Annotated in this window: 29 protein-coding genes; 11 read left to right on the top strand and 18 right to left on the bottom strand. The window is 52.7% G+C overall.

Going from position 1 to position 26,682, the window contains the following annotated elements:
• The first annotated feature begins 218 nt into the window (after window positions 1-218).
• From pnp to mtr, 5 genes are all read left to right on the top strand, one after another.
• A complete protein-coding gene (gene pnp, locus RGV86_RS10005; RefSeq protein ID WP_000933927.1) occupies window positions 219-2,354 on the top strand; it encodes a polyribonucleotide nucleotidyltransferase in 2,136 nt (711 codons plus the stop codon).
• Between the two features lie 108 nt (window positions 2,355-2,462).
• Window positions 2,463-3,347: a lipoprotein NlpI gene (gene nlpI / locus RGV86_RS10000; RefSeq protein WP_085461230.1), complete on the top strand. Its 885-nt coding sequence runs from the start codon at window positions 2,463-2,465 to the stop codon at window positions 3,345-3,347.
• A 106-nt stretch (window positions 3,348-3,453) separates the two neighbouring features.
• Window positions 3,454-3,534: a protein YrbN gene (yrbN, locus tag RGV86_RS09995; protein ID WP_010723222.1), complete on the top strand. Its 81-nt coding sequence runs from the start codon at window positions 3,454-3,456 to the stop codon at window positions 3,532-3,534.
• Window positions 3,527-5,416, top strand: coding sequence for an ATP-dependent RNA helicase DeaD (deaD, locus tag RGV86_RS09990; RefSeq protein WP_001301504.1), 1,890 nt, complete (start codon window positions 3,527-3,529; stop codon window positions 5,414-5,416). The genes yrbN and deaD overlap by 8 nt, the downstream gene beginning before the upstream one ends.
• 153 nt (window positions 5,417-5,569) lie before the next feature.
• Window positions 5,570-6,814: a tryptophan permease gene (mtr, locus tag RGV86_RS09985; RefSeq protein ID WP_085461229.1), complete on the top strand. Its 1,245-nt coding sequence runs from the start codon at window positions 5,570-5,572 to the stop codon at window positions 6,812-6,814.
• Between the two features lie 72 nt (window positions 6,815-6,886).
• Here mtr and RGV86_RS09980 read toward each other — a convergent pair whose 3' ends face one another.
• The 3 genes from RGV86_RS09980 to ubiU all read right to left on the bottom strand — a co-directional run bounded on the left by RGV86_RS09980 (window position 6,887) and on the right by ubiU (window position 9,857).
• A complete protein-coding gene (locus RGV86_RS09980; protein WP_000130415.1) occupies window positions 6,887-7,894 on the bottom strand; it encodes a luciferase-like monooxygenase in 1,008 nt (335 codons plus the stop codon).
• Between the two features lie 80 nt (window positions 7,895-7,974).
• A complete protein-coding gene (locus RGV86_RS09975) occupies window positions 7,975-8,853 on the bottom strand; it encodes a U32 family peptidase (RefSeq protein ID WP_085461306.1) in 879 nt (292 codons plus the stop codon).
• 8 nt (window positions 8,854-8,861) lie between these two features.
• Window positions 8,862-9,857 carry a ubiquinone anaerobic biosynthesis protein UbiU gene (gene ubiU / locus RGV86_RS09970; RefSeq protein ID WP_000421305.1) on the bottom strand — a complete coding sequence of 332 codons (996 nt, stop codon included), beginning with the start codon at window positions 9,855-9,857 and terminating at the stop codon, window positions 8,862-8,864.
• Between the two features lie 208 nt (window positions 9,858-10,065).
• Between ubiU and ubiT the strand changes: the two genes are divergently transcribed.
• Both ubiT and RGV86_RS09960 read left to right on the top strand, forming a co-directional pair.
• On the top strand, window positions 10,066-10,590 hold the full coding sequence (gene ubiT, locus RGV86_RS09965; protein ID WP_001517154.1) for a ubiquinone anaerobic biosynthesis accessory factor UbiT: 525 nt from the start codon (window positions 10,066-10,068) through the stop codon (window positions 10,588-10,590).
• The gene (locus tag RGV86_RS09960; protein ID WP_000908553.1) at window positions 10,584-11,087 is read left to right on the top strand and encodes a GNAT family N-acetyltransferase; all 504 of its coding nucleotides are present in this window, start codon (window positions 10,584-10,586) and stop codon (window positions 11,085-11,087) included. The genes ubiT and RGV86_RS09960 overlap by 7 nt, the downstream gene beginning before the upstream one ends.
• Here the strand turns inward: RGV86_RS09960 and yhbQ are convergent.
• Complete coding sequence (gene yhbQ / locus RGV86_RS09955) at window positions 11,074-11,376, bottom strand: DNA damage response exodeoxyribonuclease YhbQ (RefSeq protein ID WP_000189371.1); 303 nt, start codon at window positions 11,374-11,376, stop codon at window positions 11,074-11,076. The genes RGV86_RS09960 and yhbQ overlap by 14 nt on opposite strands.
• Before the next feature lie 50 nt (window positions 11,377-11,426).
• Between yhbQ and RGV86_RS09950 the strand changes: the two genes are divergently transcribed.
• Complete coding sequence (locus tag RGV86_RS09950; RefSeq protein ID WP_000449460.1) at window positions 11,427-11,870, top strand: YhbP family protein; 444 nt, start codon at window positions 11,427-11,429, stop codon at window positions 11,868-11,870.
• Here RGV86_RS09950 and yhbO read toward each other — a convergent pair.
• Entirely contained in the window at window positions 11,850-12,368 is a 519-nt protein-coding gene (yhbO, locus tag RGV86_RS09945; RefSeq protein ID WP_000037602.1) for a protein/nucleic acid deglycase, read from the bottom strand. The genes RGV86_RS09950 and yhbO overlap by 21 nt on opposite strands.
• Window positions 12,369-12,495: 127 nt before the next feature.
• Here yhbO and RGV86_RS09940 point away from each other — a divergent pair, with 127 nt between their 5' ends.
• Both RGV86_RS09940 and RGV86_RS09935 read left to right on the top strand, forming a co-directional pair.
• The gene (locus tag RGV86_RS09940; protein WP_000084526.1) at window positions 12,496-13,131 is read left to right on the top strand and encodes an NAD(P)H-binding protein; all 636 of its coding nucleotides are present in this window, start codon (window positions 12,496-12,498) and stop codon (window positions 13,129-13,131) included.
• A gap of 72 nt (window positions 13,132-13,203) precedes the next feature.
• Window positions 13,204-14,244: a permease gene (locus RGV86_RS09935; protein WP_085461228.1), complete on the top strand. Its 1,041-nt coding sequence runs from the start codon at window positions 13,204-13,206 to the stop codon at window positions 14,242-14,244.
• 121 nt (window positions 14,245-14,365) lie between these two features.
• Here the strand turns inward: RGV86_RS09935 and dolP are convergent, their stop codons facing one another.
• Genes dolP through lpoA form a run of 4 tightly spaced genes read right to left on the bottom strand, consistent with a single transcriptional unit; the run spans window position 14,366 to window position 17,950 of the window.
• Window positions 14,366-14,941, bottom strand: a complete 576-nt coding sequence (dolP, locus tag RGV86_RS09930) for a division/outer membrane stress-associated lipid-binding lipoprotein (protein WP_000646033.1) — start codon at window positions 14,939-14,941, stop codon at window positions 14,366-14,368.
• A gap of 9 nt (window positions 14,942-14,950) precedes the next feature.
• Window positions 14,951-15,541 (bottom strand): DnaA initiator-associating protein DiaA, encoded by a 591-nt coding sequence (gene diaA / locus RGV86_RS09925; RefSeq protein WP_001158034.1) that lies wholly within the window; start codon window positions 15,539-15,541, stop codon window positions 14,951-14,953.
• Window positions 15,542-15,560: 19 nt separating this feature from the next.
• Window positions 15,561-15,956 carry a YraN family protein gene (locus RGV86_RS09920; RefSeq protein WP_000246839.1) on the bottom strand — a complete coding sequence of 132 codons (396 nt, stop codon included), beginning with the start codon at window positions 15,954-15,956 and terminating at the stop codon, window positions 15,561-15,563.
• Window positions 15,914-17,950, bottom strand: a complete 2,037-nt coding sequence (gene lpoA, locus RGV86_RS09915) for a penicillin-binding protein activator LpoA (protein WP_085461227.1) — start codon at window positions 17,948-17,950, stop codon at window positions 15,914-15,916. Before lpoA ends, RGV86_RS09920 begins: the two co-directional genes overlap by 43 nt.
• Window positions 17,951-18,014: 64 nt before the next feature.
• Between lpoA and rsmI the strand changes: the two genes are divergently transcribed.
• On the top strand, window positions 18,015-18,878 hold the full coding sequence (rsmI, locus tag RGV86_RS09910; RefSeq protein WP_000809263.1) for a 16S rRNA (cytidine(1402)-2'-O)-methyltransferase: 864 nt from the start codon (window positions 18,015-18,017) through the stop codon (window positions 18,876-18,878).
• Between the two features lie 49 nt (window positions 18,879-18,927).
• Here the strand turns inward: rsmI and RGV86_RS09905 are convergent, their stop codons facing one another.
• From RGV86_RS09905 to agaW, 9 genes are all read right to left on the bottom strand, one after another.
• The gene (locus tag RGV86_RS09905; RefSeq protein ID WP_085461226.1) at window positions 18,928-19,641 is read right to left on the bottom strand and encodes a galactosamine-6-phosphate isomerase; all 714 of its coding nucleotides are present in this window, start codon (window positions 19,639-19,641) and stop codon (window positions 18,928-18,930) included.
• A 228-nt stretch (window positions 19,642-19,869) separates the two neighbouring features.
• Window positions 19,870-20,661 carry a PTS galactosamine transporter subunit IID gene (agaD, locus tag RGV86_RS09895; protein ID WP_000534348.1) on the bottom strand — a complete coding sequence of 264 codons (792 nt, stop codon included), beginning with the start codon at window positions 20,659-20,661 and terminating at the stop codon, window positions 19,870-19,872.
• Window positions 20,651-21,454, bottom strand: a complete 804-nt coding sequence (agaC, locus tag RGV86_RS09890) for a PTS galactosamine transporter subunit IIC (protein ID WP_000544483.1) — start codon at window positions 21,452-21,454, stop codon at window positions 20,651-20,653. Before agaC ends, agaD begins: the two co-directional genes overlap by 11 nt.
• A 38-nt stretch (window positions 21,455-21,492) precedes the next feature.
• Window positions 21,493-21,969 (bottom strand): PTS galactosamine transporter subunit IIB, encoded by a 477-nt coding sequence (agaB, locus tag RGV86_RS09885; RefSeq protein WP_000098035.1) that lies wholly within the window; start codon window positions 21,967-21,969, stop codon window positions 21,493-21,495.
• A gap of 166 nt (window positions 21,970-22,135) precedes the next feature.
• The gene (gene kbaY / locus RGV86_RS09880; RefSeq protein WP_000022777.1) at window positions 22,136-22,996 is read right to left on the bottom strand and encodes a tagatose-bisphosphate aldolase subunit KbaY; all 861 of its coding nucleotides are present in this window, start codon (window positions 22,994-22,996) and stop codon (window positions 22,136-22,138) included.
• Between the two features lie 12 nt (window positions 22,997-23,008).
• On the bottom strand, window positions 23,009-24,157 hold the full coding sequence (locus RGV86_RS09875; RefSeq protein ID WP_001114846.1) for an AgaS family sugar isomerase: 1,149 nt from the start codon (window positions 24,155-24,157) through the stop codon (window positions 23,009-23,011).
• 423 nt (window positions 24,158-24,580) lie between these two features.
• Window positions 24,581-25,015, bottom strand: a complete 435-nt coding sequence (gene agaF, locus RGV86_RS09870; protein WP_000948825.1) for a PTS galactosamine/N-acetylgalactosamine transporter subunit IIA — start codon at window positions 25,013-25,015, stop codon at window positions 24,581-24,583.
• Window positions 25,016-25,032: 17 nt separating this feature from the next.
• Window positions 25,033-25,911 (bottom strand): PTS N-acetylgalactosamine transporter subunit IID, encoded by an 879-nt coding sequence (gene agaE, locus RGV86_RS09865; RefSeq protein WP_024212648.1) that lies wholly within the window; start codon window positions 25,909-25,911, stop codon window positions 25,033-25,035.
• The gene (gene agaW, locus RGV86_RS09860; RefSeq protein WP_309508376.1) at window positions 25,901-26,680 is read right to left on the bottom strand and encodes a PTS N-acetylgalactosamine transporter subunit IIC; all 780 of its coding nucleotides are present in this window, start codon (window positions 26,678-26,680) and stop codon (window positions 25,901-25,903) included. The genes agaE and agaW overlap by 11 nt, the downstream gene beginning before the upstream one ends.
• Window positions 26,681-26,682: the final 2 nt, after the last annotated feature.

Below are 26,682 nucleotides of genomic sequence, written 5' to 3'. Positions count from 1 at the left end.
AGTGGCCCCTTTTTTCAAGCTAACGGCAGCAATTCACTGGAAACTAATGTATTGTTGCTATGAATGATCTTCCGTTGCAGAGGTTCGCGCGGCTAATGAGAGGCTTTACCCACATCAGGCTGGGTTAGGGTTGTCATTAGTCGCGAGGATGCGCAGAAGATCGGGTATTAACACCAGCGCCGTTAAGGTGCTGTCTAAGAAAGAGAAAGGATATTACATTGCTTAATCCGATCGTTCGTAAATTCCAGTACGGTCAACACACCGTAACTCTGGAAACTGGCATGATGGCGCGTCAAGCCACTGCCGCTGTTATGGTTAGCATGGATGACACTGCGGTATTCGTTACCGTTGTTGGTCAGAAAAAAGCCAAACCAGGTCAGGATTTCTTCCCACTGACCGTTAACTATCAGGAGCGTACCTACGCTGCTGGTCGTATCCCGGGTAGCTTCTTCCGTCGTGAAGGCCGCCCAAGCGAAGGCGAAACCCTGATCGCGCGTCTGATTGACCGCCCGATTCGCCCGCTGTTCCCGGAAGGCTTCGTCAACGAAGTTCAGGTTATCGCCACCGTGGTTTCTGTTAACCCGCAGGTTAACCCGGATATCGTCGCGATGATTGGTGCTTCTGCAGCACTGTCTCTGTCTGGTATTCCGTTCAATGGTCCGATTGGTGCTGCCCGTGTGGGTTACATCAATGATCAGTACGTATTGAACCCGACCCAGGACGAGCTGAAAGAGAGCAAACTGGATCTGGTTGTTGCGGGTACTGAAGCCGCTGTACTGATGGTTGAATCTGAAGCTGAACTGCTGAGCGAAGACCAGATGCTGGGCGCAGTGGTGTTCGGTCATGAACAACAGCAGGTTGTTATTCAGAACATCAATGAACTGGTGAAAGAAGCCGGTAAACCGCGTTGGGACTGGCAGCCGGAGCCGGTAAACGAAGAGCTGAACGCACGCGTTGCTGCACTGGCTGAAGCTCGTCTGAGCGATGCTTACCGCATCACCGACAAACAAGAGCGTTATGCACAGGTTGACGTGATCAAATCTGAAACCATCGCGACGCTGCTTGCTGAAGACGAAACCCTGGACGAAAACGAACTGGGTGAAATTCTGCACGCTATCGAGAAAAATGTTGTTCGTAGCCGCGTACTGGCAGGCGAACCGCGTATCGACGGTCGTGAAAAAGATATGATCCGTGGTCTGGATGTCCGTACTGGCGTGCTGCCGCGTACTCACGGTTCTGCGCTGTTCACCCGTGGTGAAACTCAGGCGCTGGTTACCGCAACGCTGGGTACTGCACGTGACGCGCAGGTTCTTGATGAACTGATGGGCGAGCGTACCGATACCTTCCTGTTCCACTACAACTTCCCTCCGTACTCCGTAGGCGAAACTGGCATGGTCGGTTCTCCGAAGCGTCGTGAAATTGGTCACGGTCGTCTGGCGAAGCGTGGCGTGCTGGCTGTAATGCCGGATATGGACAAATTCCCGTACACCGTACGTGTTGTGTCTGAAATCACCGAATCCAACGGTTCCTCTTCTATGGCTTCCGTGTGCGGCGCTTCTCTGGCGCTGATGGACGCAGGTGTGCCGATCAAAGCCGCCGTTGCGGGTATCGCAATGGGTCTGGTGAAAGAAGGCGACAACTACGTTGTACTGTCTGACATTCTGGGTGACGAAGACCATCTGGGCGATATGGACTTCAAAGTTGCGGGTTCCCGCGACGGTATCTCTGCATTGCAGATGGATATCAAAATTGAAGGTATCACCAAAGAGATCATGCAGGTTGCGCTGAACCAGGCTAAAGGTGCGCGTCTGCATATCCTGGGCGTAATGGAACAGGCGATCAACGCGCCACGTGGCGATATCTCTGAGTTCGCTCCGCGTATCCATACCATCAAGATCAACCCAGACAAGATCAAAGACGTTATCGGTAAAGGCGGTTCTGTTATCCGTGCCCTGACCGAAGAAACCGGCACAACCATCGAAATCGAAGATGACGGTACTGTGAAGATCGCAGCGACCGACGGCGAGAAAGCGAAACATGCTATTCGTCGTATCGAAGAGATCACTGCAGAAATCGAAGTGGGCCGCGTCTACAATGGTAAAGTGACCCGTATCGTTGACTTTGGCGCCTTTGTTGCCATCGGTGGCGGTAAAGAAGGTCTGGTACACATCTCTCAGATCGCTGACAAACGCGTTGAGAAAGTGACCGATTACCTGCAGATGGGTCAGGAAGTGCCGGTGAAAGTTCTGGAAGTTGATCGCCAGGGCCGTATCCGTCTGAGCATTAAAGAAGCGACTGAGCAGTCTCAACCTGCTGCAGCACCGGAAGCTCCGGCTGCTGAACAGGGCGAGTAAGGTTGCCATTTGCCCTCCGCTGCGGCGGGGGGCTTTTAACCGGGCAGGACGCCTTGTTAGCAACCGGGAACAGGACGTTCATTCAACCGTGGTCTTCGGGAGTGGGAAATGAAGCCTTTTTTGCGCTGGTGTTTCGTTGCGACAGCACTTACGCTTGCAGGATGCAGTAATACTTCCTGGCGTAAAAGTGAAGTCCTCGCAGTGCCATTGCAACCGACTTTACAGCAGGAAGTGATTCTGGCACGTATGGAACAGATCCTTGCCAGTCGGGCTTTAACCGATGACGAGCGCGCACAGCTTTTATATGAGCGCGGAGTGTTGTATGATAGTCTCGGTCTGAGGGCATTAGCGCGTAACGATTTTTCGCAGGCGCTGGCAATCCGACCGGATATGCCTGAAGTATTCAATTACTTAGGCATATATTTAACGCAGGCAGGCAATTTTGATGCTGCCTATGAAGCGTTTGATTCTGTACTTGAGCTTGATCCAACTTACAACTACGCGCACTTGAATCGCGGGATCGCATTATATTACGGCGGTCGTGACAAGTTAGCGCAAGATGATCTGCTGGCGTTTTATCAAGACGATCCCAATGATCCTTTCCGTAGTCTGTGGCTTTATCTCGCCGAGCAGAAGCTCGATGAGAAGCAGGCTAAAGAAGTGTTGAAACGGCACTTCGAAAAATCGGACAAGGAGCAGTGGGGATGGAACATTGTCGAGTTCTACCTGGGCAACATTAGCGAACAAACGTTAATGGAAAGGCTCAAGGCGGACGCAACGGATAACACCTCGCTCGCTGAGCATCTCAGTGAAACCAACTTCTATTTAGGTAAGTACTACCTAAGTCTGGGGGATTTGGACAGCGCCACGGCACTGTTCAAACTGGCGGTTGCCAACAACGTTCATAACTTTGTTGAGCACCGATACGCATTGTTGGAATTATCGCTCCTGGGCCAGGACCAAGATGACCTGGCAGAATCGGACCAGCAATAGCTGACGTACACATCAGCCCGTAATCTTATTTGATTGCCATCACCTTAACGGGTGAGGGCGTTGTTGTTCGTTAATACACCTACTTTGAGCCGGTTCACACTTTTCAATGAAAATTGCTGATCAATTTCATGATGAGTTATGTAGACTGGCCGCCATTAATTTTGAGGCACACGTACTACATGGCTGAATTCGAAACCACTTTTGCAGATCTGGGCCTGAAGGCTCCTATCCTTGAAGCCCTTAACGATCTGGGTTACGAAAAACCATCTCCAATTCAGGCAGAGTGTATTCCACATCTGCTGAATGGCCGCGACGTTCTGGGTATGGCCCAGACGGGGAGCGGAAAAACTGCAGCATTCTCTTTACCTCTGTTGCAGAATCTTGATCCTGAGCTGAAAGCACCACAGATTCTGGTGCTGGCACCGACCCGCGAACTGGCGGTACAGGTTGCTGAGGCAATGACGGATTTCTCTAAACACATGCGCGGCGTAAACGTGGTTGCCCTGTACGGCGGCCAGCGTTATGACGTGCAATTACGCGCCCTGCGTCAGGGGCCGCAGATCGTTGTCGGTACTCCGGGCCGTCTGCTGGACCACCTGAAACGTGGCACTCTGGATCTCTCTAAACTGAGCGGTCTGGTTCTGGATGAAGCTGACGAAATGCTGCGCATGGGCTTCATTGAAGACGTTGAAACCATTATGGCGCAGATCCCGGAAGGTCATCAGACCGCTCTGTTCTCCGCCACTATGCCGGAAGCGATTCGTCGCATTACCCGCCGCTTTATGAAAGAGCCGCAGGAAGTGCGTATTCAGTCCAGCGTGACTACCCGTCCTGACATCAGCCAGAGCTACTGGACTGTCTGGGGTATGCGTAAAAACGAAGCACTGGTACGTTTCCTGGAAGCGGAAGATTTTGATGCGGCGATTATCTTCGTTCGTACCAAAAATGCGACTCTGGAAGTGGCTGAAGCCCTTGAGCGTAACGGCTACAACAGCGCCGCGCTGAACGGTGACATGAACCAGGCGCTGCGTGAGCAGACTCTGGAACGCCTGAAAGATGGTCGTCTGGATATCCTGATTGCGACCGACGTTGCGGCTCGTGGCCTGGACGTTGAGCGTATCAGCCTGGTGGTTAACTACGATATCCCGATGGATTCTGAGTCTTACGTTCACCGTATCGGTCGTACCGGTCGTGCGGGTCGTGCTGGCCGCGCGCTGCTGTTCGTTGAGAACCGCGAGCGTCGTCTGCTGCGCAACATTGAACGTACTATGAAGCTGACCATTCCAGAAGTAGAACTGCCGAACGCAGAACTGCTGGGCAAACGCCGTCTGGAAAAATTTGCCGCTAAAGTACAGCAGCAGCTGGAAAGCAGCGATCTGGATCAATACCGTGCACTGCTGAGCAAAATTCAGCCGACTGCAGAAGGTGAAGAACTGGATCTCGAAACTCTGGCAGCCGCACTGCTGAAAATGGCACAGGGTGAACGTACTCTGATTGTTCCGCCAGATGCGCCGATGCGTCCGAAACGTGAATTCCGTGACCGTGACGACCGTGGTCCGCGCGATCGTAACGACCGTGGCCCGCGTGGCGACCGTGAAGATCGTCCGCGTCGTGAACGTCGTGATGTTGGCGACATGCAGCTGTACCGCATTGAAGTGGGCCGCGATGATGGTGTTGAAGTTCGTCATATCGTTGGCGCAATTGCTAACGAAGGCGACATCAGCAGCCGTTACATCGGTAACATCAAGCTGTTTGCTTCTCACTCCACCATCGAACTGCCGAAAGGTATGCCGGGTGAAGTACTGCAACACTTTACGCGTACTCGCATTCTCAACAAACCGATGAACATGCAGTTGCTGGGCGATGCACAGCCGCATACTGGCGGAGAGCGTCGTGGCGGTGGTCGTGGTTTCAGTGGCGAACGTCGTGAAGGCGGTCGTAACTTCAGCGGTGAACGCCGTGAAGGTGGTCGTGGTGATGGTCGTCGTTTTAGCGGCGAACGTCGTGAAGGCCGCGCACCGCGTCGTGATGACTCTACCGGTCGTCGTCGTTTCGGTGGTGATGCGTAATCATCGCTGAACAGCGAAAACAATCTGTAAAATAATATATACAGCCCCGATTTTAACAATCGGGGCTTTTTTTCTGTCTTTTGTACTCGCGTACTGGTACAGTGCAACACATAACAACGCAGTCGCACTATTTTTCACTGGAGAGAAGCCCTTATGGCAACACTAACCACCACCCAAACGTCACCGTCGCTGCTTGGCGGCGTGGTGATTATCGGCGGCACCATTATTGGCGCAGGAATGTTTTCTCTGCCTGTGGTCATGTCCGGTGCGTGGTTCTTCTGGTCAATGGCGGTGCTAATCTTCACCTGGTTTTGTATGCTGCATTCCGGTTTGATGATTCTGGAAGCTAACCTCAATTATCGAATCGGTTCGAGCTTTGACACCATCACCAAAGATTTGCTGGGCAAAGGCTGGAACGTGGTCAACGGCATTTCCATTGCCTTTGTGCTCTATATCCTGACTTACGCTTATATTTCTGCCAGCGGTTCGATTCTGCATCACACCTTCGCAGAGATGTCGCTAAATGTGCCTGCACGGGCGGCGGGATTTGGTTTTGCACTGTTGGTGGCGTTCGTGGTGTGGTTGAGCACTAAAGCTGTCAGCCGCATGACGGCGATTGTGCTGGGGGCGAAAGTCATTACGTTTTTCCTCACTTTCGGCAGCCTGCTGGGGCATGTACAGCCTGCGACATTGTTCAACGTCGCCGAAAGCAATGCGTCTTATGCACCGTATCTGTTGATGACCCTGCCGTTCTGCCTGGCGTCGTTTGGTTATCACGGTAACGTGCCGAGCCTGATGAAATATTACGGTAAAGATCCGAAAACCATCGTCAAATGCCTGGTGTATGGTACGCTGATGGCGCTGGCGCTGTATACCATCTGGTTGCTGGCGACGATGGGCAACATCCCACGTCCGGAGTTTATCGGCATCGCAGAGAAGGGCGGCAATATAGATGTGCTGGTACAGGCATTAAGTGGCGTGCTGAACAGCCGTAGTCTGGATCTGCTGCTGGTGGTGTTCTCTAACTTTGCGGTAGCGAGTTCATTCCTCGGCGTAACGCTTGGTCTGTTCGATTATCTGGCAGATCTGTTTGGTTTCGACGACTCGGCTCTGGGTCGCTTTAAAACGGCTCTGTTGACCTTTGCACCGCCTGTTGTGGGTGGCCTGCTGTTCCCGAACGGATTCCTGTATGCCATTGGTTATGCTGGCTTAGCGGCTACCATCTGGGCGGCAATTGTTCCGGCGCTGCTGGCTCGCGCATCGCGTAAACGCTTCGGTAGCCCGAAATTCCGCGTCTGGGGCGGCAAGCCGATGATTGTCCTGATTCTGGTGTTTGGCATTGGCAACGCTCTGATCCATATTTTATCGAGCTTTAATTTGCTGCCGGTGTATCAGTAAGGGTGAGGTCTGATGCCCTCACCCTAACCCTCTCCCACAGGGAGAGGGGACTGCCCGGCGCGGAAAATGCACTTACCCCAACAACTCCTCCTTCACATCCATCGCCAGCTCAAACGAATGCAGGCGCGCCTGGTGGTCGAAAATCTGCCCGTTAACCATAATCTCATCGGCGTCGGTTTCGCGCAGGATCGACTGCAAGCCATGACGCACTTTCGCTTTATCACCTACCAACGACATACTCAGCGCCTGCTGCACGCCATACTGCTCGGACGGCGACCAGAACTGATCCATATTCTGAATCGGCGGCGGCAGTTGCCCGGTTTCGCCACGGCGCAGCTTCACAAAGGCTTGCTGCATTGAGGTAAACAGAAATTCGGCATCGCGGTTGCTGTCGGCGGCGATAATATTGATGCACACCATCGCGTATGGTTTCTCCAGCCGTGCCGACGGTTTGAAGTTGCTGCGATAAAGATGCAACGCCTGGAACAGCATATCCGGCGCGAAGTGTGAGGCAAACGCAAACGGCAGACCAAGCTGCGCCGCCAGTTGTGCGCTGTAGAGGCTGGAACCTAACAACCACACGGGAATTTTCTCACCATAGCCCGGCACCGGACGCACATGCGGGTTTGGATCGCGGGCGTCAAACCAGTCCACCAGCTCTGCAACATCACGGGGGAAATTATCAATATCGCCGCTCATATGGCGACGCAGTGCCATCATTGTCCGTTGATCGCTGCCCGGAGCACGACCCAGCCCCAAATCGATTCGCCCCGGATAGAGCGTATTGAGCGTGCCAAACTGTTCGGCAATCACCAACGGTGAGTGGTTAGGTAACATCACGCCGCCGGAACCCAGATGCAGCGTGGTGGTGTTCGCCGCCAGATAGCCAATTAACACCGATGTGGCAGCACTGGCAATGCCGGTCATATTGTGGTGTTCCGCCAGCCAGTAGCGATGATAGCCGCGCTTTTCAGCCAGACGGGCGAGATCGAGAGAGTGGGAGAACGCTTCCCGCGCTGAAGAACCTTCGGGGATGGGAGCCAGATCGAGTAGCGAAAAAGGAATAGTTTTATCAGTCATAACAGCTCACTTTGTTACCGATTAATCTTTAATACTGCATTAAAGAGTAGTTAAAGTTGTTAACAAAGTGAGCTATTTACTTACGCTTGCAGCTCCAGCCCAGCCAGCCGTCGCCAGTAGCCGTTACAATCGCTGTTTGCCGTCAATGGCAGTGGAGCAGCGCCATTTTCATTGGCGCGGAAGGCGTCGAGCATAGCGAAAGTGTCAGCACCCTGCGGCGACAGACGAACCACATCAACCAGCCCCTGCATGGATGCCAGCTCGTTACCGAGGTTGTAAACATAGCCGCTCATGGTCTGAATGCCGTTGAGCACAAACACTTGCTGATTCTCTTGCGACAGCACGTTGCGCCCGTTCGGATACTTAATGCAGCAGGTTTCGCACTCATCTTTCGGGCGGTCTTCCGAACGCGCGGTAAAGCAGCGGGCAGAGTACGCCAGAGGCAGATGACCGTAGCTCAGGACTTCCACTTCAAACTGGTTGCGAATGCCCAGCTCATCGCACTGATTGAGCAGATTCACCAGCCAGTCGCGGGAAAGCTCCACCGGCATACACCAGCGCATCATGCCCTGTTTGAGCAATATTTTCAGCGTCACCGCGTTGTAGCAGTTTAGCGCGTGCCCGGCGACGAACGGCAGTTTACGTTCAGCGCACATATTCACCACGCCGAGATCGCTGGCTTCAATCAGGAACTCACCATTCTCAACATAGCGTTTCAGTTCGCCCAGTTCGGAGGATGCCTGCATCAGCGCCAGCGTGGAGAGCACAATCTGCTTGCCACTCCCGGCGAGCGATTTTGCCATCTCCAGCCAGTCGCCAACTTTGGTTGCCCGACGCTTGCTGCACACGGCTTCACCGAGATAAATCACATCGGCGCTGCTGGTGGCGGCCTGCTGATAAAATTCTTCCAGCGTCTCTTTTGGCCAGTACCACAGCACCGGCCCTAAGGAATATTTCATTGCTTTTCTCACTGCCATTTACGGTGATACGCGCCAAGGGTGGTTTGCGTGCCTTCGGACATCGACCCGAGCGTCTCCATCCACGCGCTTTGCGGTACGAAGTTTTGTGGATCGGCTTTACAACGGTCGATAGCCTGACGCCAGACTTTCGCCACCTGGCTGACATACGCCGGGCTACGCTGGCGGCCTTCAATTTTCACCGAAGCAATATTTGCCGCCATTAACTCTGGCAGTAGTTCCAGGGTATTGAGGCTGGTTGGTTCTTCCAGCGCGTGATAGCGTTCGCCGTCCACCAGATAACGCCCTTTACACAGCGTTGGATAACCCGCGTTTTCGCCGTCCTGATAACGGTCGATCAGCACTTCGTTAAGACGGGATTCCAGCCCCTGCGGCGTTTGTTGCCAGCGCACGAAGCGAGCCGGAGAACATGCACCGACGGTGTTGGGCGATTCACCCGTCAGATATGACGACAGATAGCAACGGCCTTCCGACATAATGCACAGGCTGCCGAAAGCGAACACTTCCAGTGGTACAGGGGTAACCCGTGCCAGTTGTTTCACCTGATGAATCGACAACACGCGCGGCAGCACCACGCGGGCAACGTCAAAATGGCGATGATAAAAGTTGATCGCCTCTTCATTGGTCGCTGAAGCCTGCACCGATACGTGACGCTCAATATGTGGATAACGCTCGGCGGCGTACTCCAGCATGGCGAGGTCGGCGAGGATCAGCGCGTCGGCACCCAGCTGCGCCGCCATATCCACGGCGCGCTGCCAACGGGCGTAACCGTCCGGATGCGCAAAAGTGTTAATCGCGATGTGAAGTTTGCGGCGATGTTGATGGACAAAACTCACCGCTTCCTGCAATTTTTTCTCGGTAAAGTTAAGGCCGGCGAAGTGGCGGGCATTGGTATCATCTTTTAGCCCGATATAAACAGCATCTGCGCCGTTTTCGATGGCCGCCTTAAGCGCCGGGAGATTTCCGGCAGGGCAGAGCAGCTCCATAATTTTTCCTGAAGGTTGCGCTATCAAAGCGCAAAAATGTTAACGAACTGGGATTTTAGTTAACCTTGCTGCGACAATTTTTGATTTAAGGCAGTTAAAGTTGTATTGGTGGTAGCAGCAATTTCATATGGAATTGTTGATTTATACCGCTATGTTATTTTCCTGATATGGCAAAATAGGACGATTGTTGAAACAGGGAGTAAAACTCGTGTTGGATAAACTGCGTTCCCGTATTGTGCATTTGGGGCCATCTCTGTTGAGTGTACCGGTAAAACTGACGCCATTTGCGCTAAAACGCCAGGTTCTTGAGCAGGTCTTAAGCTGGCAATTCCGTCAGGCGCTGGACGACGGCGAGCTTGAGTTTCTTGAAGGCCGCTGGTTAAGTATTCATGTGCGTGATATTGACCTGCAATGGTTTACCTCGGTGGTGAATGGCAAACTGGTTGTCAGCCAGAACGCGCAAGCTGATGTGAGTTTTAGTGCCGACGCCAGCGATCTGCTGATGATTGCGGCGCGTAAACAAGATCCGGACACGCTCTTCTTCCAGCGTCGACTGGTGATTGAAGGTGATACGGAGCTGGGGCTGTATGTGAAAAACCTGATGGACGCCATTGAACTGGAGCAAATGCCGAAAGCCTTACGCATGATGCTGCTGCAACTGGCGGATTTTGTTGAGGCGGGAATGAAAACCACGCCTGAAACCAAACAGACATCGGTAGGTGAACCATGCTAATTCGAGTAGAAATTCCCATTGATGCGCCGGGTATTGATGCCCTGCTGCGTCGTTCATTCGAAAGCGATGCGGAAGCGAAGCTGGTTCACGATCTGCGTGAAGATGGCTTTCTGACGCTGGGGCTGGTGGCGACAGATGACGAAGGTCAGGTCATTGGCTATGTGGCATTTAGTCCGGTTGATGTGCAGGGAGAAGATCTGCAATGGGTCGGCATGGCACCGCTGGCGGTTGATGAAAAATACCGTGGGCAGGGGCTGGCACGCCAACTGGTTTATGAAGGACTCGATTCGCTTAATGAGTTCGGCTATGCCGCAGTGGTGACGCTGGGCGATCCGGCGCTGTACAGTCGTTTCGGCTTTGAGCTGGCTGCACATCACGATCTGCGTTGCCGCTGGCCGGGCACTGAAAGCGCCTTCCAGGTACATCGTTTAGCGGATGACGCGCTGAATGGCGTAACTGGTCTGGTTGAATACCACGATCATTTCAATCGCTTTTAATCTCCGGGGTTTGCAGACTGCTTAACAGCTCTGCAAACCCTGCGCCTTCCGCTACCAGACGCTCTTTCTGCCGTTTGGTTAGTTGCTTAACGCGATATTCCGCCCGTAGCGCCAGCGAACGGTCGCCAACTGGTGCGGAAAACGCCAGCGTCAGTTCACCTTTCCCACGCAGTGCTTTCGCCCCTTTACCGCTCTGGTGCTGCTGATAGCGACGTTCGACATCCGTGGTAATCCCGGTATAAAGCTTATTATCGGCGGTACGAATCAAATAGAGATACCAGGGTGTCATCGTTTGCGTCACATGTTAAGGTCAGGCCAACAGTATAAAAGAGAACAGCAATGGAAACACTCACCGCCATCAGCCGTTGGCTGGCAAAACAACATGTTGTCACCTGGTGTGTGCAGCAGGAAGGGGAACTGTGGTGCGCCAATGCCTTTTATCTTTTTGATGCACAGAAAGTCGCCTTCTACATTTTGACGGAAGAAAAAACGCGTCACGCGCAGATGAGCGGATCGCAGGCGGCTGTTGCCGGAACGGTAAACGGTCAGCCGAAAACAGTAGCGTTAATTCGTGGCGTGCAATTTAAAGGTGAGATCCGCAAACTGGAAGGTGAGGAAAGCGACCTTGCGCGTCAGGCGTACAATCGCCGCTTTCCGGTTGCCAGAATGCTGTCGGCACCGGTTTGGGAAATCCGGCTCGATGAAATCAAATTCACCGACAACACGCTGGGCTTTGGTAAAAAAATAATTTGGTTACGTGACTCAGGCACCGAGCAGGCGTAACGCCTCGCGGTTAAACGCTGGCAGATCGTCCGGCGTCCGGCTGGTAACCAGCTGATCTTTATCGACCACCACTTCCTGATCGTAAAATTCCGCGCCCGCGTTTTTAACATCAATAATAATCGGTTTAACGGCGGTCAGCTTACGACCGCGAATCACATCGGCGCTAATCAGCAGTTGCGGGCCGTGGCAGATAGCGAAGACCGGTTTACCGCTATTCACAAAATCTCGCGTGAAGGTGACAAAACGATTATCACCACGCAGATAATCCGGTGAATGACCACCAGGAAGCAGCAGGGCATCAAACTCTGCTGGCGTCACTTCATCGATGGATTTATCGATAGTCACGCTGGCTTCCCCTTTTTTTCCTTTCACCGTTTTACCCGCTTGCTTTTCAATGGTGACAACTTCGTGTCCGGCTTTACGAAATGCATCTGCGGGTGAAGTAAATTCTGAATCCTCAAATTCATCAGTGATTAAAACTGCAATCTTTTTACTCATGCTTCCTCCGCGTTGTTGCATTGAATGAGGCGAATTTCCCACAATCGGGGATAATTACCACGTAGACTATTAAGCCTGGTGCATGTACCGGGGAGTGCAAGGCGGACAATTCTGTAAAGGAGCGAAGATGAGTCAGGTACTGATTACAGGCGCAACGGGGCTGGTGGGCGGTCACCTGCTGCGGATGTTGATTAACGAACCGAAAGTAAACGCCATTGCTGCGCCGACGAGACGCCCGTTGGGCGATATGCCAGGCGTGTTTAATCCCCATGATCCACAACTGACCGACGCGCTGGCGCAGGTCACCGATCCGATAGATATTGTGTTTTGTTGTCTTGGCACCACGCGGCGGGAGGCGGGTAGCAAAGAAGCGTTTATTCATGCCGATTACACGCTGGTCGTGGACACCGCGTTAACCGGACGGCGGCTGGGTGCACAGCATATGCTGGTGGTTAGTGCCATGGGCGCAAACGCGCATTCGCCCTTTTTCTATAACCGCGTCAAAGGGGAGATGGAAGAAGCGTTAATTGCCCAAAACTGGCCGAAATTGACCATTGCTCGCCCGTCGATGTTGCTGGGCGATCGTAGCAAACAGCGGATGAACGAAACGCTTTTTGCGCCGCTGTTTCGTTTGCTGCCTGGCAACTGGAAATCCATTGATGCACGGGATGTGGCGCGGGTCATGCTGGCAGAAGCCATGCGGCCTGAACATGAAGGGGTGACTATTTTAAGCTCTTCAGAACTACGCAAAAGAGCTGAATAATTATTCCCAAGGATTGATAGTGAGCGTAATATTCACGCGCTCAATTATCATAACTTATTCCTGGGGAATGCTATGACTGGTCAGTCTTCATCTCAGGCGGCAACGCCCATTCAGTGGTGGAAACCCGCGCTTTTCTTTCTCGTTGTCATTGCCGGACTTTGGTATGTGAAATGGCAACCCTACTACGGCAAAGCGTTTACCGCCGCCGAAACCCACAGCATCGGTAAATCAATACTCGCACAGGCGGATGCCAATCCGTGGCAGGCGGCGTGGGATTACGCGATGATCTATTTCCTTGCGGTATGGAAAGCGGCGGTGCTGGGGGTGATGCTTGGGTCGTTGATTCAGGTGCTGATTCCACGTGACTGGCTGCTGCGCACGCTGGGGCAATCGCGCTTTCGCGGAACTTTGCTGGGAACGCTGTTTTCGCTTCCGGGTATGATGTGTACCTGCTGTGCGGCTCCGGTCGCGGCGGGGATGCGTCGCCAGCAAGTGTCGATGGGCGGTGCGCTGGCATTCTGGATGGGGAATCCGTTGTTAAACCCGGCGACGCTGGTGTTTATGGGGTTTGTTCTCGGCTGGGGCTTTGTGGCGATTCGTCTGGTTGCGGGGCTGGTGATGGTGTTGTTGATTGCGACACTGGTGCAAAAATGGGTGCGTGAGACACCGCAAACGCAGGCACCGGTCGAAATTGACATGCCGGAAGCGCAGGGCGGATTTTTTAGCCGCTGGGGCAGGGCGCTGTGGACGCTGTTCTGGAGTACGATCCCGGTTTATATCCTTGCAGTACTGGCGTTGGGTGCCGCTCGCGTCTGGTTATTCCCCCATGCCGATGGCGCTGTTGATAACAGCCTGATGTGGGTAGTGGCGATGGCGGTAGCAGGATGCTTGTTTGTCATTCCCACGGCGGCAGAAATTCCGATTGTGCAAACGATGATGCTGGCAGGTATGGGAACCGCTCCGGCGCTGGCATTGTTGATGACGCTCCCGGCGGTGAGTTTGCCGTCACTGATTATGTTGCGTAAAGCGTTTCCGGCGAAAGCCTTATGGCTGACCGGGGCGATGGTGGCGGTGTCTGGTGTGATTGTCGGCGGGCTGGCGCTGTTGGCCTAAGATGTTGGATGCTCCTGAATACAGCACTGGACGGTCCCCTCTCCCCTTTGGGGAGAGGGTTAGGGTGAGGGGAACAGGTCGGCTAAGGTGTGAATATTTACTTCAACGACCGATCAATGGCTTATTTAATAAACGTAAACGCCGTGGTCACCCGCTTCACGCCGCTTACCCGGCTGGCAATATCTGCCGCCGCTTTCGCTTCACGTTCAGTCACCAGCCCCATCAGGAACACTTCGCCGTTTTCGGTGGTCACTTTCACGTTAGACGATTTCACCAGGTCGCTGGTTAACAGTTGCGAACGCACTTTGGTGGTGATCCACGTATCGTTAGACGCTTCGCCCAGACCAATCGGCTGCCCCTGACGAATCTCGTTATACACTTCGTTGGCACCGTCTACGCCCATAGCAATCTGTTTGGCGCGAGCCGAAAGTTCAGCATTTGGAGACTGCCCAACCAGCAGCACTTTGCCCTGATAGGCCGTTACATTAATGCGTGCTTCTTTCTTAATCTGTTCGTCTTTTGACAATGCGCTGTTCACGCGCACTTCCAGAGTACCATCGTCCACCTGGGTGCCGACACTGCGGGGATCGGTCGCCGCTTTAGTACCCACAGCGGCAGTACCTACTACGGCAGCGGCAACACAACCTTGCAACAGCAGCGCGGAAATAAGGACTGCGATTGGCGATAATGCCTTCATGTATTCTCCTTAATCATCCTGGTGAGGGAAAAGCGTGTTATCGATCAGATCGCACAGGCAATTTACCGTCAGCATATGCATTTCCTGAATGCGAGCACTACGATGCGAAGGAATGCGGATCTCCACGTCCTGTGGCCCTAACAAACCGGCAAGTTCGCCGCCGTCATAGCCGGTCAATGCCACAATGGTCATATCACGTGTCACGGCGGCTTCAACTGCTTTTACGATATCGCGGCTGTTGCCACGGGTAGAAATGGCTAATAACACATCTCCCGCATGTCCCAGCGCCCGCACCTGTTTTGCATACACTTCATCATGTAAGCGATCGTTGGCAATCGCCGTTAAGACAACATTATCAGTATTTAGTGCAATGGCAGGTAGGCTGGGTCGTTCCGTTTCGAAACGGTTGATCATGCTGGCAGCAAAATGCTGTGCATTGGCAGCGGAAGTTCCATTACCACAACAGAGGATTTTGTTGCCATTGAGCAGAGACTGAACCAGCGTCATGGCTGCACGGGAGATGGCATCCGGAAGCGCCTCTGCCGCTGCAATTTGAGTTTGAATGCTTTCAGTGAAGCAAGCTTTGATTCTTTCTTGCACGCTAATCCTTAAACCTTAATTATGAGTGGTCATTAAAGGCGTCCTTAATCCACTCAACCTCATTCCCGGTGAAGGCTACCACATCGAACCGGCAATCCACAGTATCAAAACTCCCATTATGACGCGCGAGCCACAAGCGGGCAGTCTGTAATAATTTGTGTTGTTTGCTGCGGGTCACACTGGCTGCCGCGCCGCCATAAAGTGCAGAACGGCGGTAACGCACCTCGACAAAAACGGTGGTCTGGCCTTCATGCATTATCAGATCAATCTCGCCGCCACGCTCGTTCACGTTAGCGGCGACGAAGCGCAGTCCTTTGCCTTCCAGCCAGCGACGCGCTTGTGCTTCCCACGCATCGCCGGTCTGTTTAGTGGTTAACTGGCGGGGACTACCTGACCTTGTTGGTACTGTAGCCATGATAACTTCCTGTTAATCACGCAATCCGGGTTAGCCGTCAGACTTCCGGTATTACCGTTGATTTCAAAACCCTGAACCTGGCGCATTTGCGAGAAATGATTCGCCAGTGACCAGGCATCGACGCCCATCGCATACATGCGCGCCAACGAATAATCATTATTTACCGCACTGAGCGCCTGCTGCATTAACGGCAGATTACCGCCTGCCAGCATCGGGATTTCGCTGTACTGCAAGCCTTCCATCTCCAGTCGGAAATCCGGGCCAGCAGAGCCTCCTGCGCTGCGGGAGCTGGCGTACAACGTTGCACCGCTGTGACTGCCGTTACGCATGGCGATCATCGGTTTGATGAAGGCGATTTCGGCTGGCGTTGCCACAATGTACACCGCATCGACACGACCGCCATTATCGATGAACTGGTCTCCGGTCGGCGTGGTTTGCAGGGTTGGATTGTTGGTCGTCATGCCGGAGTCGGTTGTCGCTCTGGGTGTAATCGGGCTACCTGTTAAAGCGATACCTGAACGGCCGTTAACACCCGCGTGTAATTCGCTGGTGGAACCAAATTTTTGTTGCAAAACGGTGCCGCCGCCGAGTTTCTGCCACTCTTGCGCAAACGCATTGGCTACGCGATCGCCCAATGAACTGCGTGGGATCAGTACCAGCGGTGCTTGTTTACCCTGATCACGAATATGACGCGCTGCATCGCGCGCTTCATCTTCTGGCGATAGCGCGAAGTAACAGATATTGGCGCGGTTTTCGATATTTTCCGGCTGATTGAGTGCCAGCACGTTCAGCGGGGTGTTGCTCTTGAGCAACTCCTCAACGTTATTTTTTAGCAGTGGACCGACTACAATACTCGCGCCATCCTGCTGAACCTGGTTGAGGATCTGGCTAAGTGGTTGTGATGAGGTATCGTAGATTTTCAGTTCTGCGGATGGATTCGCCGGAGAGCTTACCGCTGCGGTGCTTGCCGGAGGGGCGCTTACAGGCACCGGCTGTGCGGCGGTTTCTTCACCTGTCAGATCGCTAACAGACGCTTGTGCCGGGCTGGCAACGCCGTCTACGGTTTGCGGCTGGGGTTGTTCTGCTACGTTAGCGGCAGGCGCGGCTGCTACCTGAGCCGCTACTGGCTGAGTGCCGATATTTTTCGCCGCTTCAAAGCCTTGCTGAATAGTGCGGCCAAACACTGCGGCCTGACCATTCAACGGCAACAGCAGGGCGATTTTGTTGGTTGACGCAGGTTTAAACGCTTTTACATTTACCAACTGCGTTGGCAGCATTTTCGCGCCCGGATTGTTCGGGTAACGTTTCTGCCAGTCGGCGATCCCGGCTTTCATCATGTCGGGGTCATTGCGGTTATCAAACCAGATGCGTTGCAGATCCAGCCAGCCTTGTAGGATGTTTTCGTCGGCGTTGATCACCAGCGTATTTGCCTGCTGCTGGGTCATGGAAGAGAGCGCCTGCCAGGTGGCATCGATATTCTGCTGTTTTTCTTGCGCACCGAGTAACGGTTCCTGAGCAATTAATGCGCGCAATAAATCAATGGAAGGACGTCCCTGACTGGCATCGATTTTTGCCTGCCAGTAACGCGCCTGCTGGTTCTGCTCTAAATCTGCCGGAGTAATTTTAGCCAGCAAGGTCTGCGCGCCAGCAAAATCTTTTTGTGTCAGCTTAATCTCTACCGCCAGCAGAGATTTTTCGCGACGCTGGATATCGTTCAGTTCTTGCGGCAGCTGGTTAAACAGTTCAACCGCCTGCCCGGTTTTACCTTCTTTCACCAGTGCACGAATGGCGAGTAATTGCCAGTTGATCCTGGTATCATCAGAGCTTTGCTGCATCTGCTGAAGATAAAAGGCAGAATCGGCCTGCGCCGTGCCCTGCATATAGGCAGTGGACTGATCGGGTGTATGGGTGCCACAACCGGCGAAAATCAGGGCTGCCAGAACAACAGGCAGACAACGCGCGGCTTTCAAACGAGAAAATGTTGAGGGTACCATAATGTATCCAGTGATATTTTTTTTACGCAATTCTCAATATTAAATCGGCAATACGGACGACACAATGAAACAACACCAATCGGCGGATAATTCTCAAGGTCAGCTCTACATTGTACCGACGCCAATCGGCAATCTGGCGGATATCACCCAGCGTGCGCTGGAGGTATTACAGGCCGTTGATCTGATTGCCGCCGAGGATACGCGTCATACCGGTTTGCTGCTGCAACATTTTGGGATAAACGCCCGACTGTTCGCCCTGCACGACCATAACGAACAACAGAAAGCCGAAACGCTGCTGGCGAAGCTGCAAGAGGGACAAAACATTGCGCTGGTTTCTGATGCCGGAACGCCGCTGATTAACGACCCTGGCTACCATCTGGTACGTACCTGCCGTGAAGCGGGGATTCGCGTGGTGCCGCTACCGGGACCGTGTGCTGCTATTACTGCATTAAGCGCCGCTGGTTTACCATCCGATCGCTTTTGTTATGAAGGCTTTCTGCCCGCCAAATCGAAAGGTCGCCGTGATGCGCTAAAAGCGATTGAAGCGGAACCGCGCACGCTGATTTTTTATGAATCGACCCACCGTCTGTTAGATAGCCTGGAAGATATCGTCGCGGTGCTGGGGGAGTCCCGCTACGTGGTGCTGGCGCGAGAACTGACCAAAACCTGGGAAACCATTCACGGCGCGCCCGTTGGCGAGCTGCTGGCGTGGGTCAAAGAAGATGAAAACCGTCGCAAAGGCGAAATGGTGCTGATTGTCGAAGGACATAAAGCGCAGGAAGAAGACTTACCCGCCGATGCACTGCGCACGCTGGCGCTGCTACAGGCAGAACTGCCGCTGAAAAAAGCGGCGGCGCTGGCAGCAGAAATTCACGGCGTGAAGAAAAACGCGCTGTATAAGTATGCGCTGGAGCAGCAAGGGGAGTGATTACAGGCATTGCAGCAGGAACAGAGCTGCGATGCCTGTACTTGGTGAGTTAACGGCGACACATCTCATCAATTACGCATGTGAAATAGTTATGCAGCCATAAAAACGAAGCCGGGATCGTGGTGGAGACTTTAGCCGTGAGAAAACGTTCTGTCGCATCCTGCTTTCCTTCGCCAGTCACCAGTAATAAAACTTCGCGGGCATTGAGAATATCCTTCAAGCCTAAGGTGATCCCGCGAGTCACGGGACGACCAGCGGTTTTTAACATCTCATGTTGCTGGGTTTTCGCGTCAAGTTGGCTGATATGGCAGGCCGGTTGCAGGCTTTCTCCCGGTTCGTTCAGCCCAAGATGACCGTTTTTCCCTAGTCCGAGAACGCACAAATCGAGACCGCCTTTGCGCGCAATCAGATTCGTTACCCGCTCGCACTCTGTCTCGTTTATCTCTTCGGAGCGAAAGCTGATGAGCTGGTCTTCACGTAACCCCAGCGGCTGCACGATATGCTGCTGAAGGAAAGTTTCGCAGGTGCCGGGCACGGTTAATGGCAGATCCACCCATTCGTCGAGCTTCACGAAGGTCAGTTGGCTGACATCAACGTGCTGCTGGTGGATTTTTTCTACCAGATAATGATACGTCAGTAATGGCGTCGCTCCGGTCGCCAGGCAAATCACGGCATTTGGTTTGCTACGGATCACGTCCAATAAATATTCGCTGGCGCGTTCACTTAACACCGTATAGTTTTCAACTTGCTGTAAGGTTTGCATGAGGAGAAATTCCTTGTGTAGAGAGGCACCACCAGGTGTGATACGGAGACCGATGACAAACGCCAAATTGCCTGATGCGCTACGCTTATCAGTCCTACATTGTTTCTGCAATATATTGAATTTGCATGATTTTGTAGGCCGGATAAGGCGTTCACGCCGCATCCGGCATGGACAAAGCGCACTTTGTCAACAATCTGAGGCTGCGTCAGACGCAGTGCCTCGTTCCATTTACAAAATGCCGAATGCGGAACAAACAATTGAGAGCACAAACGTCACGCCGATTAACAGCACCGGATGCGCTTTTTTCACCCGCAGGAAGTAATACATCAGCAGGGTATAGGCCATCGGTAAAATATTCGGGAAGACTTTATCGAAGAAATCCTGTTGCAGTGCGACGCTGTGGCTACTGTCGATAGCAAACGACGTCACCACGTTAATATGCACATACGAAGCGATCAGTCCGCCGATTACCGTGATCCCGAGGATGGTTGCCGAACGGGCGATCATCTGCGAGTTCTCTCGCACTTTATCGATCGCCTTCACGCCGACCGAATAACCGACGTGGGTCCAGCCGACGCGCAGGAAAAAGATAAGCAGGTAAACGGCGAAGAATAGAATCGGCCCCAACAGGTTTCCCTGGCTGGCGAATGATGAGCAAATCCCCGCCATAATCGGCAACAAGGTAAACCAGAAAATCGCATCGCCAATCCCGGCGATTGGGCCAAACAGCGCCACTTTCAGACCTTTAATGGTGTCGCGGTTTTCCCCTTTCTCTTCCATCGAAATTAATAACCCCATCAGGAATCCGACCAGATTTGGGTGGGTATTAATAAATTCGAGGTTATCTTTCATTGCCGCGCTTAAGCCCGGTTTGTCGTCCTTATAAATCTTTTTCAGGATCGGCAACATTGCCCAGGTAAAACCGCCTGCCTGCATCCTTTCGTAGTTAAAGCTCGCTTGCAGCAGCGACGAACGAAAGCCCAGGCGGGTGATATCTTTTTTACTGATTTCAGATCCCATTGCTGTAGTCCTCTTCTTCATTTTTACTGGCAACGGGCTGCGGTTGCGCTTGCTGCCGGGATTTCGCATTGAAAAACTCATACACCGCAAAGCCTGCGCCCAGTACGGCAACCGGCAACAGGTTGCTGACCTGGATGTAGCAAACAAACAGGAAACCGGCGATCAGGTAAGGAATATATTGCGCTTTGAACATCACGCGCAGCAGCAGGCCAAAACCAACGGCAGGCAGAATGCCGCCAGCCACTTCAAAGCCGTGGGTCAACCAGGCGGGCATTGCTTTTACCAGCGCCTGCATCGCACCCTGCGCCAGGTAAGTACAGAGGAAAGCAATCACCGCATACGAAAAGGCAACAATCAGCATCGTTGTCCAGTTAAGTCGGGAAAACGCTGCTGTATCCGCCTCTTTCGCGCATTTATCGGCTTTGGTCATAAATAATGAGAAAGCGGAATAGAAGAACAGAATGACGTATTGCATTAACAAACTAAACGGCAGGCCAAGACCAATTGCCGTTTTGGCATCGACGCCCGTAGACCACGCAATGACGGTGGTCATCAGACCCGCCATAATTGGGTTGGGCGGCTGAACACCCCCGGCAGGGGTTAATCCGGCGAAAGCCAGCTCTGTCAAGCCACCGGTAATTAAGCCAGTCTGAATATCACCGAGAATAGCACCTGTAAGGGTACAAACGATTATCGGGCGGAATAAAAATAAGGCTTCCAGCCAAAAATCAATCCCCAGAACGAAAACTAATGCCGCCAGGGATAATCCCTGAAGTAGGGTTATTTCATGCATTTTTATTACCTCAAACCAGTATTAAGGCGATGTTAGATTTAGTCAGGGATTTGTTCTTTTTGATCGCCCGGGACGTCCTGAATAAAAACATTCACGCCGCGTTGTTTAATAAAGCGTAAGTCCGTGAGATCCTGATCATCGACATAAACTTTACTACTTATTTGCTTTTTCCCTTCCGAGAAATGCATATTGCCGACGTTGACATCTTTCAGCTCAATGCCACCTTCTACTAATTTACGTACCGTTTTCGGCGTACGGCAAATCAGAAAAATCTTCTGATGTGGTGCAGCTTTGCCGATGACATTAATGGTTTTTTCGACAGTAAAGAAACGGATACCAAAGCCGTAGGTTTCCGCAGTAATACCCATCAGTTTCTGTTGGATATCATCGTTAGCGACAACATCATCCACGACCACCAGCAGATTCGCACCGATGGTGGATGTCCAGGTCACGCCAACCTGGCCATGAACCAGACGGTTATCGATACGGGTTAAGAGAATATTTGGACTGCTCATTGTATAATCCTCACCATAAATTTGAATAATATAATCTTTTTAAATATATTATTGTTGCGATATTGTACTGATGTATTTATTAAGGTTTACTCATTTCCTTTGCCATTAAGGCACTACCCGATATTAGTCGAGCAGTACTTATTAATAAATCGTATAAATTTAATGGTTATGCTGAAATTCGATTCGCCGAACCACAGACATTAATTTTATTCCTGACAACGTCTTTCATTGCATCCATGCCGACGCGCATATAATAGCGAGGATCATTACCCTGCGGGTTTTCCGCAAACCAGGCTTTAACCGCGCCGGCGAAGGCAATTTTCAATTCCGTGGCGACATTAACTTTCGTCACACCCAGTTTAATAGTCCAGCGAACAAATTCATCCGGGACATCGCTGGCGCCATGCAGTACCAGAGGGATGTCTACCATTTCACGAATTTCCGCCAGCCGCTGAAAATCAATTTTCGGTATTTTCCTGTACAGGCCATGCGCCGTACCAATCGCCACAGCCAGGCTGTCGACGCCAGTCAGTTCGACAAAACGTCTGGCTTCTTGTGGGTCGGTGAGGAACGCGCTTTCGGCGTCAACACTTATATCATCTTCCACGCCTCCCAGACGACCCAGTTCCGCTTCCACGCTGCAATCCTGCGAGTGGCAGAAGTCGACGACCGATTTCACCAGTTTTACGTTTTCAGCAAACGGGAAGTGACTGCCATCGATCATCGCGCTGCGCACGCCAGCGTGGACTTTACGGCGAATATCATCGAGCGATTCGTGGTGGTCGAGATGCAGCACAAGCGGCATGTTGTAGGTTGTGGAATAGGCGCTACACAGGGCGTAGATCTCTTCCAGCGCGATATGTTTAAAAGTCCCTGGCGTCCCGGCGAGGATCACCGGCGATCGCATTTCACTGCACACTTCGAGGATCGCCTGGATCGTCTCGGCGTTATGGATGTTAAACGCAGGCACCGCGTAGCCATTGGCCTGGGCGTCTTGTAACAGATATTTGGTGGAGATAATGCTCATAATGCGATCCTCTTATTCCTGCCACGGATGAATAATTACGCCTTGCACCACGCGGTTTACGGTGCCACTGGCTGATGGGGAATCCGGCGTATTGCCCATATGCAGCGACTGCATCAGTGCAAACGTCTGGGCGTACATCAGGAAGCAAAATGCCTGCTCAACGTCGATAAAGTGACGGGATGGCGGCAGGATGATATGCGGGCCGGCGGCAACAATGTCGTTGCTTTCAGCGGCGATGGCGATCACGCGCATTGCCTGGTTGTCGCGGCGGAGTTCTGCCAGCAGATCAAGATCATACTGACGGGTGTAGGGGTGGCTGGAGACAAACACCACGACCAGCGTTTCATCATCGACCAGCGATTTCGGGCCATGACGGAATCCGGTCGGGGAATCATAAAAAGCCGCCAGTTTACCCGCCGTCAGTTCCAGCACTTTCAGCGCCGACTCACGTGCCGCGCCCTGTAAGCCACCGCTGCCGAGATAAACGATCCGTTTCCACGGCGCGTAACCAAACACGCCTTCGCTGAAATCGCCGAGCGAGGTCAGGATCGCCTGGCAACGATCCGCCACGTCGCGGAAGGTCTGGCTGTTGATTGTCTCAGGCGCGAAAACCGCGAGGCAGCTGGCCATCATGGTGGTAATACTGCTGGTCATCGCAAAGCCGCGATCGTGCGTTTCTGCGGGCATCAGCAGGGCAAACGCGTTATCGCTGTTGAGCGCGTTTTGATAGAGATCGCCCGCTTCATTGCAGGTGATCGGCAGGTGATAGCACTCCGGTACAAATTGATTTGCCAGTTCCACGGCGGCGACGCTTTCCGGGCTATTGCCGGATCGACCGAAGGAGATCAGCAGCAGCGGATGCGCTGGATTCAGGTAGTCCATCGGATTGGTAACCAGATCGGTGGTCGGTACGGCGCTGAAGTTTTTGCCGGTATGGCTGGCGAGCCACGGCGCGATGATGTCACCGATAAATGCCGAGGTTCCGGCACCGGTCAGGATTACCCGCAGGTTCTCTTTGCGCAGTAACGGTTCAAGAAAGTTATTGAGCGCGGAACGTAGCGCGTCAATGTTGGCGAGCGAACGAAGCCACGCGCGAGGCTGATGGCGGATCTCTTCTTCAGTCCATGTACCGGTGGTGGCAGGGGGGTAATTTTCTGGCATAACTCAATCCTTAGTCTGATGAACTTGACGTCGGGCGTTATAGCTTTCGCTTGCCTTTCGTTTCATTTCACTTGGTGATATCTTTCGTTGATTAAAATTTATAGAAAAGAAACTGAAAGTTCAATGAAGAGAAAGGAAATAAAACGAAATTTGTGATCGTTGAAAGAAAAGACAAGGGAAGATAAAGGGATTGTTTGATGGGGGGATATTTGCACCGATTGCCGGATGCGGCGTAAACGCTTTATCCAGCCTGGCTGTCACCAACCGTAGGTCGGATAAGACGCGTCAGCGTCGCATCCGACACCGGTGCAAAAGTCAAAACAAAAGAAAAAAGGCCTTGTGAGGGAAGTGAAAGCCAGATAAAGAAACGAAAGTGTAAAACGCCACTCACAGTCTTTTACCAATAGCGGCGGGGCGCTTACCTCATATTCCTTCCTCGACCGGACATTCTTTATGGCAGCGGCCTAACTCGTCCACCAGACTGGTCAGCCCACGGTGTCCGCACTCCAGCGCCTGCACACGGAATTCTTCTCCGCTTAACCCTTCGCGCTCCAGCACCATTTCCAGTAATAGTTGCAAATTGGTGCCGGTGATCACTTCACAGCCCGGTTTTTGCATCGCCAGCGTTGAAGCTACGCGAAACGGTGTGCCGCCCAGCAAATCCGTCAGAAAAACAATGCCGTCTTCACAATCCAGTTGGGCGATGGCTTCTTCAAGCTGCGATGTAAGCAGCGCGGTGCTTGAGGTTTCCGGAAAATCAATGGCGATAAACTGTGATTGCTCACCGAGGATTTGCTTCATTGCTTTTTCCATGCCGCTGGCAAATCCACCATGCCCTGTCAAAATAATACTTAACATCTAATACCTCATTGTATTTAAAGGAAATGACAGAATTTACCGACGATGCCGAGAACCACAGTGATTGCAATCAGGCGCAGCGGACTCCAGCCGCGACGTACCAGCCAGAACATGGTCAGGGTATAGACCAGCGGTAAGAAGGCAGGCATCAGTTTGTCGATAACGTCAGTCTGTAGCTTAACCACTGCGTCGCCTGCCGTGATTTCCAGCGTGGTGCTTAATCGGACATAGGTTGCTACCAGCGCGCCGATCACCGTCATCCCGACGATAGACGCCGCATGACCGACTTTTTTGGTATTCGCTTTAATTAGCGGGATCGCCGCCACGCCCATTCGATAAGCGTAATGCGCAAGACCAAAACGCAGACCGAGATGCACCACGTTGAATAACACGATAAATACCACGGCGCCGAGAATAGAGCCTTGCAACGCCAGACTGGCACCAATCCCGCCGCAAATTGGCAGCAGCGTCAGCCAGAACATCGCGTCGCCAATCCCGCCGAGCGGTGCACCGACAGCAATTTTGGTGCTCTGAATACTGTTAACGTCCTGCTTAGAACGCTCCATCGCAAGGATAATGCCGATCACAAACGTCACCAGAAACGGGTGAGTATTGAAAAAGCCCATATGGCCTTTCATGGCGCGCGCCAGGTCGCGTTTATTGGTATGGATCTTTTTCAGTGCAGGCAGCAGACCGTACAACCAGCCGGAAGCCTGCATACGTTCGTAGTTGAAAGAAGCCTGTAACAGCATGGAACGCCATGCGACGCGATTGATATCTTTTTTCGTTAACTCCGCGCCAATGCTTTGATCTTCATATACGTTTTCATTGACGCCAGTCAGCAGTGCTTCTTCGTTTTCACTGACGTTCGGCAGGGTCGTTTGATTAGATGCCATCTTCAAATTCCTCTTTCTGTGCCGCAGGTTGAATCGGTTCAGGAGATTTACGCAGCAGGTCGATCAGCGCCATCGCCAGCGCGGCAGCAGCAATAGCCAGCACCGGTAACTTGAGCCAGGCGGCGGCAACAAAGCCCAGGATGAAGTAGGGGATGTAGACGTTTTTCATCATGATTTTCAGCAGCACGGCAAAACCGATTGCTGGCATGATGCCGCCTGCGACACCGAGGCCGTCGATTAAGCGTTGCGGCAGGACATCAATGATGGTTTTGGCATGTTCCGCACCGAAGTAAATCGGCAGGAAAGCGCAGAGAAAATAGAAGATGCCGAGCGCCAGCAGCGCCAGATAGTTCACGCGCTCAATGCCGCGTGTATCGGCATTTTCCGCCATCCTGTCGCAGCGGGACATCACGCCAGACATCACCGAGAACAGGAAGGTAATCCCCATCTGTACCGCGACGGCGAAAGGCACGGCGACGCCGACCGCGACATCGGGTTTCACACCGGTGGTAATGGCAAATGCCGTACCGACGATAGTACCAATAATTACGTTAGGCGGCTGTGCGCCTGCCAGCGGAGCCAGCCCCATCCATACCAGTTCCAGCGTACCGCCGGTTAAAATACCGGTATGTAGATCGCCAAGTGCCAGCCCAACCAACGGTCCAAGAACCACCGGGCGATGTATATGGGTTAAGCCGTTAAACATATCCAGGCCAGCGATAAAGGCGAGAATGCCCAACACGAACGCCTGCAACAGACTGATTTCCATAA

Origin of the sequence: Escherichia ruysiae, from assembly GCF_031323975.1 — a bacterium.
GTDB classification, from domain to species: Bacteria; Pseudomonadota; Gammaproteobacteria; order Enterobacterales; family Enterobacteriaceae; genus Escherichia; species Escherichia ruysiae.
The sequence above is the reverse complement of the archived record's forward strand: the minus strand, read 5'-3'. Positions and strand labels throughout refer to the sequence as shown.